Below are 14,919 nucleotides of genomic sequence, written 5' to 3'. Positions count from 1 at the left end.
CCAAGGATGGGGTTCTAACTGGTAGGGAGCAGATTCCTGCGGCATCATGGGCAAATTTTGCACGGCAGCCCAAAGGAAGCCCCATGAATCTGCCTCCCCGTCAGCAGCAAATCCTCGAACTGGTCCGCGAACGCGGCTATGTCAGCATCGAGGAAATGGCTCAGCTGTTCGTCGTTACACCGCAAACCATCCGCCGCGATATCAATCAACTGGCGGAAGTCAATCTGCTGCGTCGCTACCACGGCGGCGCAGCCTATGATTCCAGCGTCGAAAACACCGCCTACGCCATGCGCGCCGATCAGATGCGCGATGAAAAACAGCGTATCGGCGAAGCCATTGCCGCTCAGATTCCCGATCACGCCTCGCTGTTCATTAATATCGGTACCACCACCGAATCCATCGCTCGGGCGCTGCTCAACCACAACCACCTGAAGATCATCACCAACAACCTGCATGTGGCCTCGATGCTCAGCGCCAAGGACGATTTCGACGTGCTGCTGACCGGTGGCAACGTGCGGCGGGACGGTGGCGTGGTCGGTCAGGCGAGTGTCGACTTCATTAACCAGTTCAAGGTCGACTTCGCACTGGTCGGCATCAGCGGCATCGATGAAGACGGCAGTTTGCTGGACTTCGATTATCAGGAAGTGCGGGTGTCCCAGGCGATCATCGCCAATGCCCGGCAGGTAATCCTCGCGGCGGACTCCAGCAAATTCGGGCGCAATGCCATGATTCGCCTGGGGCCGATCAGCCTGATCGATTGCCTGGTCACTGATCAGCAGCCTTCGCCGGCCTTGGCGCAGTTGTTGAGCCAGCACAAGATTCGGTTGGAAGTGGTTTAACCCCCTTCGAAAACAGCACGCTCCCTTGTGGCGAGGGAGCTTGCTCCCGCTCGGCTGCGCAGCAGACGCAAATCAGACAATTTGTTCTTCCTGAAAAACCGCGCTCACCGGTTTTAGGGCTGCTTCGCAGCCCAGCGGGAGCAAGCTCCCTCGCCAAAAAAGCCCTCCCACGCTCATTAAATGTTCGTAAATTTTCCTTTAACTGCCCTTCGATCAGTATTTTCAATCGAAGTGGACTGGCTGTGGGCGTCTTTATGGGCTAATATTTTCGCAAATGAACATTAATGTTCGAATTCCAATATAGAAAATCAAAAGCCCGAGGCCAGCCGATGCCCACTTCTACCTTGCCTACGCCCCCTCTTGCCGAGGTTTACGATATCGCCGTCATTGGTGGTGGGATCAATGGCGTGGGGATCGCAGCGGATGCCGCCGGTCGCGGTCTTTCGGTATTCCTTTGCGAAAAGGATGACTTGGCCAGCCACACCTCGTCCGCCAGCAGCAAGCTGATCCACGGCGGCCTGCGCTATCTCGAACATTACGAATTCCGCCTGGTGCGCGAAGCCCTCGCCGAGCGCGAAGTGCTGCTGGCCAAGGCGCCGCACATCGTTAAACAGATGCGTTTCGTGCTGCCGCACCGCCCGCACCTCCGTCCGGCCTGGATGATCCGCGCCGGCCTGTTCCTTTATGATCACCTCGGCAAACGGGAAAAACTCGAAGGCTCGAAAAGCCTGAAGTTCGGCCCGGACAGCCCGCTGAAAAGCGAAATCACCAAAGGCTTCGAATATTCCGATTGCTGGGTCGATGACGCACGCCTGGTCGTACTGAACGCCATGGCCGCCCGCGAGAAAGGCGCTCACGTCCATACCCAAACCCGTTGCGTCAGTGCCCGTCGCACCAAAGGCCTGTGGCACCTGCACCTGGAACGCGCCGATGGCAGCCTGTTTTCGATCCGCGCCAAAGCGCTGGTGAACGCAGCCGGCCCGTGGGTCGCCAAGTTCATTCGTGACGACCTGAAGATGGAATCGCCGTACGGCATCCGTCTGATCCAGGGCAGCCACCTGATCGTGCCGAAACTGTATGAAGGCGAACACGCGCACATTCTGCAAAACGAAGATCAGCGCATCGTGTTCACCATTCCGTACCTGAATCACTTCACCCTGATTGGCACTACCGACCGCGAGTACACCGGCGACCCGGCGAAAGTTGCGATCACCGAAGGCGAAACCGATTACCTGCTCAAAGTGGTCAACGCCCACTTCAAGAAGCAAATCAGCCGCGACGACATCCTGCACAGCTATTCCGGCGTTCGCCCGCTGTGCAACGACGAGTCCGACAACCCATCGGCCGTCACCCGCGATTACACATTGGCGTTGTCGGGCAGTGGCGAAGAAGCGCCGCTGCTGTCGGTGTTCGGCGGCAAGCTGACGACTTACCGCAAACTGGCCGAATCGGCGCTGGCGCAACTGGCCCCGTACTTCACGCACATCAAGCCAAGCTGGACCGCCAGCGCCACCCTGCCCGGCGGCGAAGACATGACCACCCCGCAAGCCTTGAGCTTGCGGATCCGCGACAAGTTCGACTGGGTGCCCACCGAGATCGCTCGACGTTGGGCCACCACTTACGGCAGCCGCACCTGGCGCATGCTCGAAGGCGTGGAAAGCCTCAGTGATCTGGGCGAACACATCGGCGGCGGTCTCTACACCCGCGAAGTCGATTACCTGTGCAGCGAAGAATGGGCGACCACCGCCCACGATATTCTGTGGCGCCGCAGCAAGCTCGGGCTGTTCACCACCCCGGCGGAACAGCAAAAGCTCAAGGATTACCTGAACAAGGTCGAACAGAACCGCAGCAAGATCCAAGCGGCCTGATCGGGAGTCCGGTGAACCAAAGCCCCTGAATCGTGAGATTCAGGGGCTTTTTTGTATTCCGAACGCATCGCGAACCCCTGTGGGAGCCGGGCTCGCCCGCGATGACGCCAGCACAGTCAATAATAATGTCGACTGATACACCGCTATCGCGGGCAAGCCCGCTCCCACAGGGTTTGAGTAAAACCCAAGATTGCATTCGGTTTTCCGAACGCGACTTGCCAGTCGATTCGGTAAACCGGATTGCCCAATAGAAAATTCAACGCCACAAATATTTAATAACGTTATAAATCAATGAGTTGATCTATAACGCCTGGCCTGGCACGAGTCATGCTCTACACTCTTGGACGAATGCCTGTTGCGCCAACGCTTCAGGAGCCGTCAGGCATTCGAAGCACCAAAAGGCCGATGAACTGGCTCCATAAAAAAAACAATGTCGAGGAAAATTTGATGCGCATCGTTCCCCATATCCTGGGCGCAGCCATTGCTGCCGCTCTGATTAGCACTCCAGTTTTCGCAGCCGAACTCACCGGCACACTGAAGAAGATCAAAGAGTCCGGCACCATCACCCTCGGGCATCGTGACGCTTCCATTCCGTTTTCCTATATCGCGGACGCTTCCGGCAAACCGGTTGGCTACTCCCACGATATCCAGCTGAAAATCGTTGAAGCCATCAAGAAAGACCTGGACATGCCCAACCTCCAGGTCAAATACAACCTGGTGACCTCGCAAACCCGTATCCCGCTGGTGCAGAACGGCACCGTGGACGTCGAGTGCGGCTCCACCACCAACAACGTCGAACGTCAGCAGCAAGTTGACTTCTCCGTCGGCATCTTCGAAATCGGCACCAAGCTTCTGTCCAAGAAAGATTCCCCGTACAAAGACTTCGCCGACCTGAAAGGCAAGAACGTTGTGACCACCGCCGGCACCACGTCCGAGCGCATCCTCAAGTCGATGAACGCCGACAAGCAGATGGGCATGAACGTGATCTCCGCCAAAGACCATGGTGAGTCCTTCCAGATGCTGGAAACCGGTCGTGCCGTGGCTTTCATGATGGACGACGCCTTGCTGGCCGGTGAAATGGCCAAGGCCAAGAAACCGACCGATTGGGCCGTGACCGGGACTGCGCAGTCCAACGAAATTTACGGCTGCATGGTTCGCAAGGGCGACGCACCGTTCAAGAAAGCTGTCGACGACGCCATCACCGCGACCTACAAGTCCGGCGAGATCAACAAGATCTACGAAAAATGGTTCATGCAGCCAATTCCGCCAAAAGGCCTGAACCTGATGTTCCCGATGAGCGAAGAGCTCAAGGCCCTGATCGCCAATCCGACCGACAAAGCGGCTGACGAAAAGAAATCCTGATTTCTGACTAACCTTATTCCCTGAGAGGGCCTGCGCCCTTTCAGGGATTTGTCACTCCCTGCTGGCATTTTTGGAAACACTCGAACCGGTGGTTGTCGAGCCGCTCGTGTGTGCCTGACGTCATGGTCGGGCGGGAACGGAGATTCCCCAGGCGGGCATTTGTAAATCGAACGAATCCGAGGGGAGACCCTAATGAATTACAACTGGGACTGGGGCGTGTTCTTCAAGTCCACCGGCGTGGGCAGCGAGATTTATTTCGACTGGTACCTCTCCGGTTTGGGCTGGACCATTGCCATCGCCATCGCAGCCTGGATCATCGCGCTGCTGCTGGGCTCGATTCTGGGCGTCATGCGCACGGTGCCTAACCGCATCGTATCGGGCATCGCGACCTGCTACGTCGAACTCTTCCGTAACGTGCCGCTACTGGTTCAGCTGTTCATCTGGTACTTCCTGGTGCCCGACCTGCTGCCTGCGGACATCCAGGAGTGGTACAAGCAGGATCTCAACCCGACCACCTCGGCCTTCCTCAGCGTCGTCGTGTGCCTGGGCCTGTTCACCACCGCTCGGGTGTGCGAACAAGTGCGCACCGGTATCCAGGCGCTCCCTCGCGGCCAGGAATCCGCTGCCCGTGCCATGGGTTTCAAGCTGCCACAGATCTACTGGAATGTGCTGCTGCCCCAGGCTTATCGAATCATTATTCCGCCGCTTACCTCGGAATTCCTGAACGTATTCAAGAACTCCTCCGTGGCATCGCTGATCGGCCTGATGGAGCTGCTCGCGCAGACCAAACAGACCGCCGAGTTCTCCGCCAACCTGTTCGAAGCCTTCACCTTGGCGACGCTGATCTACTTCACCCTGAACATGGGCCTGATGTTGCTGATGCGCGGTGTCGAGAAGAAAGTTGCCGTACCAGGCCTGATCTCCGTAGGGGGTAAATGATGGAATTCGACTTCTCGGGCATCATTCCGTCCCTGCCGGGTTTGTGGAACGGCATGGTCATGACCCTCAAACTCATGGCCCTGGGCGTGACCGGCGGGATCATCCTCGGCACGATCCTGGCACTGATGCGCCTGTCCCACAGCAAACTGCTGTCGAACATTGCCGGCGCCTACGTCAACTACTTCCGCTCGATCCCGTTGCTGCTGGTCATCACCTGGTTCTACCTGGCGGTGCCGTTCGTGCTGCGCTGGATCACCGGCGAAGACACACCGATCGGCGCGTTCGCCTCGTGCATCGTAGCCTTCATGATGTTCGAAGCAGCGTACTTCTGCGAAATCGTCCGGGCCGGCGTGCAGTCGATCCCCAAGGGCCAGATGGGTGCTGCCCAGGCATTGGGCATGGGCTACGGCCAGATGATGCGATTGATCATCCTGCCGCAAGCGTTCCGCAAGATGACCCCGCTGCTGCTGCAACAGAGCATTATCCTGTTTCAGGACACCTCGCTGGTTTACGCGGTGGGTCTGGTGGACTTCCTCAATGCCTCGCGCGCCAGTGGCGACATCATCGGCCGCTCCAATGAGTTCCTGATCTTCGCCGGTTTCACATACTTCATCATCAGCTTTGCCGCCTCGCAGCTGGTCAAGCGTCTGCAAAAAAGGTTTGCCGTATGATCTCTATCAAGAATGTCAACAAGTGGTATGGCGACTTCCAGGTACTGACTGACTGCAGCACCGAGGTCAAAAAAGGCGAAGTGATCGTGGTGTGCGGGCCATCCGGTTCCGGCAAATCCACCCTGATCAAATGCGTCAACGCGCTGGAACCGTTCCAGAAAGGCGACGTGATCGTCGATGGCACGTCCATCGCCGACCCGAAGACCAACCTGCCGAAACTGCGTTCGCGCGTCGGCATGGTGTTCCAGCATTTCGAACTGTTCCCGCACCTGAGCATCATGGATAACCTGACCATCGCGCAAATCAAGGTGCTGGGTCGCAGCAAGGAAGAAGCCTCAAAAAAAGCCCTGCAACTGCTTGAGCGAGTCGGGCTATCTGCCCATGCGCATAAGCACCCGGGCCAGCTTTCTGGTGGTCAGCAACAGCGTGTAGCGATTGCCCGTGCGCTGGCGATGGACCCGATCGTCATGCTGTTCGACGAACCGACCTCGGCGCTGGACCCGGAAATGGTCAACGAAGTACTCGACGTGATGGTGCAACTGGCCCACGAAGGCATGACCATGATGTGCGTGACCCACGAAATGGGCTTCGCCCGCAAGGTGGCGGACCGGGTGATTTTCATGGACCAGGGCAAGATCATCGAAGACTGCAAGAAAGAAGAGTTCTTCGGCGACATCAACGCCCGTGCCGAGCGTACACAGCACTTCCTCGCGAAAATTTTGCAGCACTAAGCATCGGACGCCGCTCCCCCTGTGGGAGCTGGCTTGTGTGGCGAGGGGGCTTGCCCCCGTTGGGTCGCGAAGCGGCCCCGGCATTTCGAAGTCAAACCGCATGCAACGGGTTTACGACTGCTTCGCAGCCGAACGGGGGCAAGCCCCCTCGCCACAGAGCCAACTCCCACAAGGATCTGTGGGTATATGGATATTTGTGTTGTGGTTGACCCAAGGCATCTGTGATGAAATGCGACTCCACCCTCTATCGCGCCGCGCCGCCATCACTCGCCGTGAAACCCCGTTTGATTCGCCATCTGTTCCTGCCGCCGCTGGTCATCGCCCTGATGATCGGATTGGGTTACATCGGCTTCTGGGTCAGTGAACACTACGGAATTCGCAGCCTCAGCGAGAATGGCCAGCGTCAGTTGGAACTGCACGCCCGCGCCGTCGAGAGCGAGATCAGCAAGTACACCTACCTGCCCAGCCTGCTGGAACTCGAATCCAGTGTTTCCAAGCTGTTGGCCGACCCGTCTCCGGAACTCCGGCAGACGGTCAACGAATACCTTGAAGGCCTGAACCGGCGCAGCCGCAGTCGGGCCATTTATGTGATGGACACCACCGGTCGCGTACTGGCCACCAGCAACTGGCGCGATGTCGACAGTTATCTGGGTGAAGACCTGTCCTTCCGCGCCTATTTCCAGAACGCCGTACGCGGTCAGTCGGGGCGTTTCTACGGCATCGGCAGCACCAGCGGCGAACCCGGCTATTACCTGGCGCACGGTCTGGAAGAGCACGGCAAGATCATCGGCGTCGCCGTGGTCAAGGTTCGCCTCGAAGCCATGGAAGAACGCTGGCAGCGCGCGCGCCTGGAAGCCTTCGTCAGCGACGAGAACGGCATCATCATTCTCTCCAGCGATCCGGCGCGGCGGCTTAAATCGGTTGTGCCATTGAGCGAGGAAACCAAGGAAAAACTGGCCCGTAGCCTGCAGTATTACTGGTTTCCGCTGAATGAACTGCAACCGCTGGCGCGGGAGAAACTGGCCGAAGGCGAGGAAAAACTGACCTTCCCCGCCAACAGCGAATTGATGTCCGATGAAGAGAACATCAGCTACCTCTCGCAAACCCGGCCGCTGAGCGACACCCCATGGAATTTCACCCTGCTCACCCCCCTGCAGGATTTGCGGCGTGAAGCGATCAATCAGGGGATTCTGGTGGCGGTGGCGTTTGCCCTGGTGGCGTTTCTGCTGATCGCCTGGAACGAGCGACGCAAGGTGATCGCCACCCGCCTCGCGGCGCGGGAAGCCTTGCAGGAAGCCAACAATCAACTGGAGCGTCGGATTACCGAACGCACCACCGACCTGCGCGCCAGCAACGAACGGCTCAAGGGCCAGATCCGCGAACGGCGGCAGGCCGAAGAGACATTGCGCCGCGCCCAGGATGAACTGGTCCAGGCCGGCAAACTGGCGGCCATCGGTCAGATGTCCACCAGCATCGCCCACGAATTGAACCAGCCGCTGGCAGCCTTGCGGACCTTGTCCGGTAATACCGTGCGCTTTCTGGAACGCGGTCAGCTGGATGTGGCCAGCACCAACCTCAAGACCATCAATGAGCTGATCGACCGCATGGGCCGGATCACCGCCAGCCTGCGCTCCTTCGCCCGGCGCGGTGATGACAAGGGCCAGGCCAGCTTTGGCAAAGCCGTAGACGCCGCCCTGCAATTGCTAGGCGGCCGGATGGAAAGCGCGCAACTGCACTTGCACCGCGACCTCGAAGACGTGCAGGTGCTGATCGACCAGACCCGTCTGGAGCAGATCCTGGTCAACCTGATCGGCAACGCGCTCGACGCCATGCAGTCACAGCCCCAGCCGGAGTTGTGGCTCGAAGGCGAGGAGTTCGACGGCAAATATCGCCTGCGGGTACGCGACAACGGCCACGGTATTGATGCCGAAGCGCGCAAGCATTTGTTCGAACCGTTCTTCACCACCAAACCCGGCGAACAGGGCCTGGGCCTCGGCCTGACGCTTTCAGCCAGCCTGGCCGCCGCCACCGGCGGGCATCTGGGTGTCGAACACCCGGCCAGCGGTGGTACCACCTTCGTCCTAAGTTTACCGTTGGTAAGCCCCACTCCCGCCGAGCCAATATGAACAACGACCTTAGTGTGCTGATCGTCGAAGACGACCCCCATGTCCTGCTCGGTTGCCAACAGGCGCTGACCCTGGAAGACATTCCCTGCGTGGGTGTGGGTAGCGCTGAAGAAGCGCTGGAGCGGGTTGGCGATAACTTCGCCGGCATCGTCATCAGTGACATCCGTCTGCCGGGCATCGATGGCCTGGAACTGCTGACCCGGCTCAAGGCCCGCGATCGCAGCCTGCCGGTGGTGCTGATTACCGGCCACGGCGACATCTCCATGGCCGTCGGCGCGATGCAGAAAGGCGCCTACGATTTCATGGAAAAACCCTTCTCCCCGGAACGTCTGGTAGACGTCGCCCGCCGCGCGCTAGAGCAACGCAGCCTGGCGCGGGAAGTGTCGTCGCTACGTCGACAACTGTTCGAGCGCGACTCCCTCGAAGGCCGGATCATCGGGCGCTCGCCGGCCATGCAGAACCTGCGGGAACTGATCGCCAACGTCGCCGACACCTCGGCCAACGTGCTGATCGAAGGCGAGACCGGTACCGGTAAAGAATTGGTTGCGCGCTGCCTGCATGACTTCAGCCGTCGGCACACCAAACAGTTCGTCGCGCTGAACTGCGGTGGCCTGCCGGAGAACCTGTTCGAAAGCGAAATCTTCGGCCACGAGGCCAACGCCTTCACCGGTGCCGGCAAGCGGCGGATCGGCAAGATCGAACACGCCGACGGCGGCACGCTGTTCCTCGATGAAGTGGAAAGCATGCCGCTACCGTTGCAGATCAAACTGCTGCGGGTGTTGCAGGAACGCACCCTTGAACGCCTCGGCTCGAACCAGAGTGTGGCGGTGGATTGCCGGGTGATCGCCGCGACCAAGTCCGATCTGGATCAATCGAGCAAGGCCGGCGAGTTTCGCAGCGACCTGTATTACCGCCTGAACGTGGTAACCCTGGAACTGCCGCCGCTGCGCGAGCGCCGCGAAGACATCCTGCAACTTTTCGAACACTTCCTGCAGCTGTCATCCCTGCGCTTCGACCGCGCGGTGCCGGAACTGGACAATCAGACCCTGTCGAACCTGATGAGCCACGACTGGCCAGGCAACGTGCGCGAACTACGCAACGTCGCCGAGCGTTTCGCATTGGGCCTGCCGGCCTTCAAAAAATCCGGCGCCAATGGCAACAATCAGGGCCTGGCCTTCGCCGAAGCGGTGGAAGCCTTCGAGCGCAACTTGCTCAGCGACGCCTTGCAGCGCAGCGGCGGCAACCTGACCCAGGCCAGCCAGGAACTGGGGATGGCCAAGACCACGCTGTTCGACAAAGTGAAGAAATACGGGCTGAGTCACTGATGGACCTGATTTTCAAAGCAACCCTGGGCGCGGCGGTGGTGGTGATTCTGGCCATGCTGGCCAAGACCAAAAACTATTACATCGCAGGCCTGGTGCCGCTGTTTCCGACCTTTGCGCTGATCGCTCATTACATCGTCGGTAAGGGGCGTTCGCTGGATGATTTGAAAACCACCATCGTGTTTGGCATGTGGTCGATCATTCCGTACTTCGTCTACCTGGCGACCTTGTATGTGATGGTCGACCGGATGCGGCTGGAGGCTTCGTTGGCGGTGGCTGCGGTGGCGTGGTTGATGGCGGCGACGGTATTGGTCAGTGTGTGGGTTCGCCTGCACGGCTAAATTTAAAAAGATCGCGGCCTGCGGCATTTGCATACACCTGTAGGAGCTGCCGAAGGCTGCGATCTTTTGATCTTGACCTTCAGCGGTCTGGAAAAAATCAAGATCAAAAGATCGCAGCCTGCGGCAGCTCTTACGGGGACGGGGTAAGGGGCAAGTCCCTTGGTTACTGCCCGTAAACCTTCTGCAACTGTGCTTGTGTCAACGCATCTTCAAACGGCACCGGCACCGATTTCACCGCCCCGTAGAGGTTGCGATAACGCCAATAGTTACCGTTGTTGGCCAGTTGATAACCACGCTCGACCACTCGCTGGCCATCAAGGATATAACGCAAGGTTTCCTGGGCTGCCGCTGGCGGTGTCGACTGCATCAGGTCGGTGGACAAAACGCGCATCGACTCGTCGATACACTCGTCGAGCACGGCCGTGACCTTTGCCAAATCTAGGCCGCCGTCATCGATGCACTGCTTGCCACAGCGCCGAATCGGCTGGCTGACGACTTCGATCCGCATGCGATACAGCGCCGAACCGGCAATGTCCTGAACCTGCACCTGATTGACCAGCACGAAACTGCCGCGATCGGGGGTCAGCATCAGTCTGGGCTCTATCACCAAGCGCGCGGTGACCTGCCCTTCTCCTTGCTTGAACCCGGCCACTTGCGAAGCCTGTTGATAGCGCTTTTGCAGACGCTCCTGCAACGGAACGCCAGCGAGCAAGTCGGCCATCGGTCGCGCCTCGTTGAGCGCGGTTTTTTCCGCATCGCGCTGCAAGCTGCCGCTGCCCATCTGGGTGTTGATCAGGCTGGCGACCAGCAAACCGGCAAGCCCGGCAGTGTTGCCCGAGCTCGCCACCAGATTATGACTCGACGACGCAGCCTTCAAGGCTGCCTGGGAGTCAATCACGGTGCTCGCACCCACAAAGGATTGCGGCAACTGCACATCGACCTTAAGCCCGTGGGTCTGGACATAAGGCAAGGCACTCTGGTCCTTGAAACCGGCCTCAGGGGCCGGTTTTTGCGCACACCCCGGCAGCATCAGCAGGGCCAGCGCACCAGCCACTATAGGCAGACGCTTCATTGCGCGAACGGGGTGATCATTTGCTGACGGCTATTGTCCACAGCCTGATAGAACGCGTTGGACAGGTTGGTGTAGGTCGGCTCGTCCCACTCGCCCTGGGCGGCTTGCGTAGCGACAAAGGGTTTGAACCACAGCAATTTGTTGTCTGCCAGATCGATCACCATGCCCTGTCCGCCCACCTGCGCCATCGGCACGCTGGTCGGCACGATGCTGTAGTAGCTGCGGGTAGCGCCGGTGGCGTAGACATTCACCAGCAGCAGACGATCGACGCCGTAGGTGGCTTTGACCGGCGTCATGTCACGGGTCATGTAGCCTTCGCGGAAACTGGTTTCCTTATAAATCTTCAGGTCGAACGGCTCGTTGATCCGCTTGGCTTTGTAACCCTTTGCCTGCAGCTTGGCGACAAGGACATCGGGCAAGGTATTGAGGTCGCCCACTTGCCATTTTTCGACATTGTCACTGAGCTTGTTGTTAACGCCCTTGTTGATGGCGTAATCGAGAATCCCCTGATTACCGGTCAACGCCAGCACCGGCTCCGGAACCACAGTGATCGCCACGCCGATAGTCGGCTCTTTGGCATCCCAGAATTGGTGGTCCAGCGGTACTGGAGGTTGCACGTGAGCACAGCCCGTGAGGGTCAGGCAGGCGAGCAACGTCAGGGCTGCCCAGGTGCGTAGAGCGTGAAGATTCATGGATCAAGTCCCTATGATTATTAACGATGCTGCCTATGTCGGCAGCACCGGCAAAAACCGTAGTGGCACATTGATATATTTTTCGACCGACAATCGTTAGTTGACCGTTCCGCCCTTGGCTTCACTCATGATCTGACGAATCGCACCGACAAACGTCTCCACCGGTTGCCCGCCACTGACGGCGTACTGCCCGTTGAACACCACCGTCGGCACCGAACTCACTCCCCGCGTTAACCACAACTGTTCTTCCTCGCGAACCTCTTTGGCGAATTCATCGGACGCCAGAATCGCCTCGGCCCGCTGCCGATCCAGTCCCACGCTTTCCGCTATCTGCGCCAATTGCCCGTGATCGGACGGATTGCCGCCCTCGGTGAAATACGCCTTGAACAGTGCGTCTTTCAGGTTGAACTGCAACCCTTCCAGCCCCGCCCAGTGCAGTAAGCGATGAGCATCGAAAGTGTTGTAGATACGGCTGTTGCCGTCCGTGCGAAAGGCAAACCCGACCTCGGCGCCACGCGCGCGGATCATTTCGCGGTTCTTCTGCGATTGCTCAGGCGTCGAGCCATACTTTTCGCTGATGTGTTCGGTGATGTTCTGACCTTCGGGGCCCATCTTCGGGTTCAGTTCGAACGGCTGGAAACGGATCTCGGCCTGGACTTCGTCGCCGAGCAAATCCAGGGCACGGGTCAGGCTATACAGACCGACAACGCACCAGGGGCAGGACACGTCGCTGACGAAATCGATTTTCAGGGGGGTACTCATTACACACCTCGCAGGCTTGGGTCGCGCCGGAAAGTTTGAACGATACACCCGAAGGCTGAGCCCGTGTGGCAACGGTTCCACTCTCCCTGTGGGAGCCGGGCTTGCCCGCGATGACGGTGTTCAAGACGACATCTGTGGTGACTGACACGCCGCCATCGCGGGCAAGCCCGCTCCCACAGGTTTTGGGGTGTTTTGGGGGGCGTGTTTAGTTCTGTTTAGCGTTACTTCCTGAAAGCTACAGCGCCTTGCGTCATCGCCTACAACCACGTCAGAATCCGCCGGCTTGTGCGCCTGGAGGCCCGTCGGTAACTTGGTTCCTGTCACTGATTCCCAGTGATCGGGTTTAGTAGCCCGGCTTTTTCCATCCGGACGTATAAGTGTCATCCAGTCAGGCATTCGCTTGCACTTGATGGTGGCTGTGCGCATGGTGCCTTCGGGCGCGCCGGTTTTGGATGGGTGGCCGGTCTACTAACTTGCGCACAGCCGCCACCCTTCCGTTTAGTAGCGAGACAGGTTGCGGCTCTACTATCAGGAGTACCCTCCAATGTTCAAGATCACACCTAATCCACCGGAAACCGACGACGTTTCCCCGTACGAAATCCCAGGCTCCAAAAAGCTCAACGAAGCCGCCGACCGCGCCCTCGATTACTACCTCAAACCGGTCATTCCCAAAGACATCCCACGCAAACCCAGCGCCCTTTACTCCGTCGCCCCCGACGCCGATAACGAATCCCTGCTGGTCAACGCCTGCGAATCCCTGGCAGCGGCGAGCGTGATGTTGAGTGATTTCGCGGGGCTGGTGGACGGCCCGCAACGCAACACCGTGCTCGGCATCCAGAACTCCGTCATGTTGGGTGAACTGGCGGTGAACCGGGTGCTTGATAACTTCGTTCCAACGTAAAACCTGAACCTGTCGGAGAACCTAAACCCTGTGGGAGCGAGCCTGCTCGCTCCCACATTGGATTTTGGGGTTACAGGAGATTTGGGGCGGTCACCGGATCAATCTGCGCCCAGTGCGAGGTGTCTTCGCGATGGGCCTGCAAATACGGCAACACTGCCGCCAACAACGGCGCCTTGAACGCCTCTTGAAAACGATGGGCCAACCCCGGGATCAGCTTCAACTGACTGCCGCGAATGTGCGCCGCCAGGTGCACGCCATGCATCACCGGCAACAACGGATCGGCGGTGCCGTGAACCACCAGCGTCGGCACCCGCAATTGATTAAGCAGCGCCACCCGGCTCCGTTCGGCGAGGATGGCCATGATCTGGCGCTTCACGCCCTCCGGGTTGAATGCCCGGTCATAGGATTGCGCCGCCTGCTGCAACAGCGCCTGCCGGTCATCGCTCACCGCCGGGCTACCCAGCGCCGCCAGCAAATCGGCCTGTTGCTCCAGCGCCACCTCGCGATTCGGTGCGCCGCGTCGCGCGAGTAACTGCACCAGCGCCGCACTCGGTGCCGGCAAACCTTCGGCACCCGAGCTGGTCATCAACAACGTCAGGCTCTCGACACGCTGCGGTGCCATCGCCGCCATATGTTGGGCGATCATCCCGCCCATGCTGGCGCCCAGTACGTGGAATTGTTTGACGTGCAAAGCATCCATCAGTCCAAAGGCATCATCCGCCATGTCGGTCAGGGTGTACGGCGCCGATACCGGCAAACCGAGTTTGTAGCGCAACACTTCGAAGGTCAGGTTGGCCTCGATAGGCGTCTGCCGCCAAGTCGAGAGGCCCACATCGCGATTGTCATAGCGAATCACCCGAAAACCCTGCTGACACAGCGCAACCACCACCTCGTCCGGCCAGTGAATCAACTGCCCGCCCAGGCCCATCACTAGCAACAACGCAGGATCCGAGGCACGGCCAATGCTCTGGTAGGCCAGGCTCACCTGTTCCAGATCGACCCGCTCGGTCGGAACATTGACATCGCACCGCGCAGCCGCCAGGGACGACAGGCTGAACAATAAAGCGGCCAGAAAAGTGGCCGCCGATAAAAATAAAGCACGCATGAAAAACACCGAAACGCAGAACTCCAGTAGAGCGCGAGTCTGATGAAGTTTGTTCAAGCGCGCTGCCACAGTTACGTGACAGTTTGATGAAGATTGCCGAGCGGTCATCGACCGATACGGCCGAGCGCGTTCGACCGTCGCTCATCGCGATAAAAATGGGTCGTAGCCTGGAGGACGTAACCTGGCGG

The 14,919-nt window shown here is 59.0% G+C and carries 14 protein-coding genes; 10 read left to right on the top strand and 4 right to left on the bottom strand.

Annotated elements, in window-relative coordinates; translation table 11 throughout:
• Positions 1-83: 83 nt before the first annotated feature.
• The 9 genes from JFU11_RS09860 (at position 84) to JFU11_RS09820 (ending at position 10,199) form a co-directional block, all read left to right on the top strand.
• Positions 84-839: a DeoR/GlpR family transcriptional regulator gene (locus JFU11_RS09860; RefSeq protein ID WP_007898523.1), complete on the top strand. Its 756-nt coding sequence runs from the start codon at positions 84-86 to the stop codon at positions 837-839.
• A gap of 329 nt (positions 840-1,168) precedes the next feature.
• Positions 1,169-2,707 carry a glycerol-3-phosphate dehydrogenase gene (gene glpD, locus JFU11_RS09855; protein WP_123719362.1) on the top strand — a complete coding sequence of 513 codons (1,539 nt, stop codon included), beginning with the start codon at positions 1,169-1,171 and terminating at the stop codon, positions 2,705-2,707.
• 447 nt (positions 2,708-3,154) lie between these two features.
• Complete coding sequence (locus JFU11_RS09850; RefSeq protein WP_201060525.1) at positions 3,155-4,069, top strand: glutamate/aspartate ABC transporter substrate-binding protein; 915 nt, start codon at positions 3,155-3,157, stop codon at positions 4,067-4,069.
• A gap of 192 nt (positions 4,070-4,261) precedes the next feature.
• Positions 4,262-5,008, top strand: coding sequence for an amino acid ABC transporter permease (locus tag JFU11_RS09845; RefSeq protein ID WP_201060524.1), 747 nt, complete (start codon positions 4,262-4,264; stop codon positions 5,006-5,008).
• Positions 5,008-5,679, top strand: a complete 672-nt coding sequence (locus tag JFU11_RS09840; protein WP_123719363.1) for an ABC transporter permease subunit — start codon at positions 5,008-5,010, stop codon at positions 5,677-5,679. The genes JFU11_RS09845 and JFU11_RS09840 overlap by 1 nt, the downstream gene beginning before the upstream one ends.
• Entirely contained in the window at positions 5,676-6,410 is a 735-nt protein-coding gene (locus JFU11_RS09835) for an amino acid ABC transporter ATP-binding protein (RefSeq protein WP_052966165.1), read from the top strand. Before JFU11_RS09840 ends, JFU11_RS09835 begins: the two co-directional genes overlap by 4 nt.
• 224 nt (positions 6,411-6,634) lie before the next feature.
• Complete coding sequence (locus JFU11_RS09830) at positions 6,635-8,536, top strand: sensor histidine kinase (RefSeq protein WP_123719364.1); 1,902 nt, start codon at positions 6,635-6,637, stop codon at positions 8,534-8,536.
• Positions 8,533-9,861 carry a sigma-54 dependent transcriptional regulator gene (locus JFU11_RS09825; RefSeq protein ID WP_123719365.1) on the top strand — a complete coding sequence of 443 codons (1,329 nt, stop codon included), beginning with the start codon at positions 8,533-8,535 and terminating at the stop codon, positions 9,859-9,861. The genes JFU11_RS09830 and JFU11_RS09825 overlap by 4 nt, the downstream gene beginning before the upstream one ends.
• An 8-nt stretch (positions 9,862-9,869) precedes the next feature.
• Positions 9,870-10,199, top strand: coding sequence for a GlpM family protein (locus tag JFU11_RS09820; protein WP_176466865.1), 330 nt, complete (start codon positions 9,870-9,872; stop codon positions 10,197-10,199).
• 163 nt (positions 10,200-10,362) lie between these two features.
• On the opposite strand, the gene JFU11_RS09815 is transcribed toward JFU11_RS09820, so the two are convergent.
• The 3 genes from JFU11_RS09815 to JFU11_RS09805 all read right to left on the bottom strand — a co-directional run bounded on the left by JFU11_RS09815 (position 10,363) and on the right by JFU11_RS09805 (position 12,725).
• A complete protein-coding gene (locus JFU11_RS09815) occupies positions 10,363-11,271 on the bottom strand; it encodes a hypothetical protein (protein ID WP_038981850.1) in 909 nt (302 codons plus the stop codon).
• Entirely contained in the window at positions 11,268-11,963 is a 696-nt protein-coding gene (locus tag JFU11_RS09810; protein WP_123719367.1) for a hypothetical protein, read from the bottom strand. Before JFU11_RS09810 ends, JFU11_RS09815 begins: the two co-directional genes overlap by 4 nt.
• 96 nt (positions 11,964-12,059) lie before the next feature.
• Complete coding sequence (locus JFU11_RS09805) at positions 12,060-12,725, bottom strand: DsbA family oxidoreductase (RefSeq protein ID WP_201060523.1); 666 nt, start codon at positions 12,723-12,725, stop codon at positions 12,060-12,062.
• A 544-nt stretch (positions 12,726-13,269) separates the two neighbouring features.
• Here JFU11_RS09805 and JFU11_RS09800 point away from each other — a divergent pair.
• The gene (locus tag JFU11_RS09800; protein ID WP_201060522.1) at positions 13,270-13,626 is read left to right on the top strand and encodes a DUF6124 family protein; all 357 of its coding nucleotides are present in this window, start codon (positions 13,270-13,272) and stop codon (positions 13,624-13,626) included.
• 70 nt (positions 13,627-13,696) lie between these two features.
• Here JFU11_RS09800 and JFU11_RS09795 read toward each other — a convergent pair whose 3' ends face one another.
• Positions 13,697-14,731: an alpha/beta hydrolase gene (locus JFU11_RS09795; protein ID WP_123719370.1), complete on the bottom strand. Its 1,035-nt coding sequence runs from the start codon at positions 14,729-14,731 to the stop codon at positions 13,697-13,699.
• Positions 14,732-14,919 lie beyond the last annotated feature (188 nt).

Origin of the sequence: Pseudomonas sp. TH37, assembly GCF_016650735.1 — a bacterium.
Lineage (GTDB): Bacteria > Pseudomonadota > Gammaproteobacteria > Pseudomonadales > Pseudomonadaceae > Aquipseudomonas > Aquipseudomonas farris.
The sequence above is the reverse complement of the archived record's forward strand: the minus strand, read 5'-3'. Positions and strand labels throughout refer to the sequence as shown.

Excerpts from the sequence above, each read along its gene's own strand:
- JFU11_RS09860 (WP_007898523.1), top strand. The coding sequence starts at position 84 with ATGAATCTGCCTCCCCGTCAGCAGCAAATCCTCGAACTGGTCCGCGAA.
- glpD (WP_123719362.1), top strand. The coding sequence starts at position 1,169 with ATGCCCACTTCTACCTTGCCTACGCCCCCTCTTGCCGAGGTTTACGAT.
- JFU11_RS09850 (WP_201060525.1), top strand. The coding sequence starts at position 3,155 with ATGCGCATCGTTCCCCATATCCTGGGCGCAGCCATTGCTGCCGCTCTG.
- JFU11_RS09845 (WP_201060524.1), top strand. The coding sequence starts at position 4,262 with ATGAATTACAACTGGGACTGGGGCGTGTTCTTCAAGTCCACCGGCGTG.
- JFU11_RS09840 (WP_123719363.1), top strand. The coding sequence starts at position 5,008 with ATGGAATTCGACTTCTCGGGCATCATTCCGTCCCTGCCGGGTTTGTGG.
- JFU11_RS09835 (WP_052966165.1), top strand. The coding sequence starts at position 5,676 with ATGATCTCTATCAAGAATGTCAACAAGTGGTATGGCGACTTCCAGGTA.
- JFU11_RS09830 (WP_123719364.1), top strand. The coding sequence starts at position 6,635 with ATGAAATGCGACTCCACCCTCTATCGCGCCGCGCCGCCATCACTCGCC.
- JFU11_RS09825 (WP_123719365.1), top strand. The coding sequence starts at position 8,533 with ATGAACAACGACCTTAGTGTGCTGATCGTCGAAGACGACCCCCATGTC.
- JFU11_RS09815 (WP_038981850.1), bottom strand. The coding sequence starts at position 11,271 with ATGAAGCGTCTGCCTATAGTGGCTGGTGCGCTGGCCCTGCTGATGCTG.
- JFU11_RS09810 (WP_123719367.1), bottom strand. The coding sequence starts at position 11,963 with ATGAATCTTCACGCTCTACGCACCTGGGCAGCCCTGACGTTGCTCGCC.
- JFU11_RS09805 (WP_201060523.1), bottom strand. The coding sequence starts at position 12,725 with ATGAGTACCCCCCTGAAAATCGATTTCGTCAGCGACGTGTCCTGCCCC.
- JFU11_RS09800 (WP_201060522.1), top strand. The coding sequence starts at position 13,270 with ATGTTCAAGATCACACCTAATCCACCGGAAACCGACGACGTTTCCCCG.
- JFU11_RS09795 (WP_123719370.1), bottom strand. The coding sequence starts at position 14,731 with ATGCGTGCTTTATTTTTATCGGCGGCCACTTTTCTGGCCGCTTTATTG.